Annotated in this window: 1 protein-coding gene; it reads right to left on the reverse strand. The window is 78.0% G+C overall.

Features of this window, described 5'->3' with window-relative positions:
• Window positions 1-923: 923 nt before the first annotated feature.
• Window positions 924-1,611, reverse strand: a 688-nt coding sequence (locus EAO70_RS06475) for an aspartate/glutamate racemase family protein (protein ID WP_261992702.1), incomplete at its 5' end; no start/stop codon positions are given.

Raw genomic sequence — 1,611 nt, forward strand, 5'->3', positions numbered from 1 at the left:
GCCCGCCGTCGCGGTGACGCCGGAGGGGACGGTGGGGGCTCTGGTGTCCTTGGCCTCGGGGGCCGCCCGCCGTCGCGGTGACGCCGGAGGGGACGGTGGGGGCTCTGGTGTCCTTGGCCTCGGGGGCCGCGTCGGCGGAGCAGCCGGCGAGCGCGAGGGTGAGCACGAGGGCAGTCAACAGGCTTGCGGCGAGCGGGCGTTGCACGGGCCGGCCTCYGTCCGTCGGAAAGGTCCAGACCTATATCGCACAGTCGGGCCGGGTGGGGCAAGGGGGCGTTGTCAGTGGGGTGCGCTTCACTGAGAACATCACTCTCCGTAATCAGATCTGGGGGAATCATGACGGACCGTACGACCTATGTGAGCCACGCCGGGGTACGCCGACGGGGCTGGACCGACACGATGGTGCGGGACCTGCTCGGCACGCCTGACGTCCAGGGGCGCGATCCGCGCCGCTGGTCCCCCGCGCCGCTGCGGCTCTACCTCCTGGCCCGGGTCGAAACGGTGGAGCGGACGCCCGAGTTCGCCGGTACGGCGCTCTCACCGGGCCGCTCCTCGGCCGCCGCGGTGTACGCCGGGCGGCGCAGGGCCGCCGTCCTGGCCGCGATCCGCGCGGAACCGATCGAGGTGCCCCGGCTGCCCGGCCCCGAGCTGGAGCGGCGGGCGGTCCGGCACCGGCGGCTGCTCGCGGCACGGAGCCCCGGGACGGCGCCACGGGAGGGGGTCGCGGCGGGGGCGCTCGTGCGGTGGCAGGTGAGCTACCTGCGGCACGCCCTCGGGCGGTACGAGGCGCTGCTCGACGGCCTCTACGGGGAGACGGGGCGCGGCGAGGCCGAGCGGCTCCTGCGGCGGCGCCTGTACGAGGCGATCTCCGCCGCCTACCCGGCCCTGGCGCAGGAGTGCCGGCGCAGGAGGCCGGGCTGCCGTCAGGCGCCGAGGAGGCGGGTCAGCGCCCGGCAGGCCGCGGGGATCGGGGCGACGACGTCGACCGCGCACCGGGCGCGGAGCGCCTCCGCCGCGTCGCCCAGCGGGCCGCCGCCGATGACGACGGCGCGCGCCCCGTCGCGCTCCGCGCAGGCACGGACCGCGTCTTCGAGTGCGGCGAGGAGCGCGTCCGGGTCGGCGGAGAGCCGCTCGGGGTCGCCCGTCGTGAGGCGGAGGCCCGTGTACCGGTCGGCGAGTCCCAGCGCCGTCACCCGGGCCGCGATGGCGTCGGCCAGGAGCGGGGTCGTGGTGGCCACGCCGAACGGGGTCCCGTCGGCCGCCGCCTCCCGGAGGGCAGCCTCGCCCAGCCCCACCACGGGCAGGTCGGTCGCCGCCCGCAGTGCGGCCAGGCCGGGGTCGCCGAAGGCTCCCACGAGGAGGGCCGCGCAGTCGCCGCGGGCCGCGGCGCGGAGGCCGGCGGCGAGGACGCCGGGGGCGGCGGCGCGCAGGGCCGCGGGGTCGGTGAGCATGCCCGGGCCCCGGTCCGCGGTGACACCCCGGACGGACCGCCCGCCGCCACCCAGGGCGCGTCGGGCGATCGCGGTCATCATCGCGGTCGTGGCGGCGGAGGTGTTGGGGTTGATCAGGACGATGTGGCCGCCGGCCGGGTGGTGGGGCGCGGCCGTGGGG

Origin of the sequence: Streptomyces sp. adm13(2018) (assembly GCF_008042145.1) — a bacterium.
GTDB lineage: Bacteria > Actinomycetota > Actinomycetes > Streptomycetales > Streptomycetaceae > Streptomyces.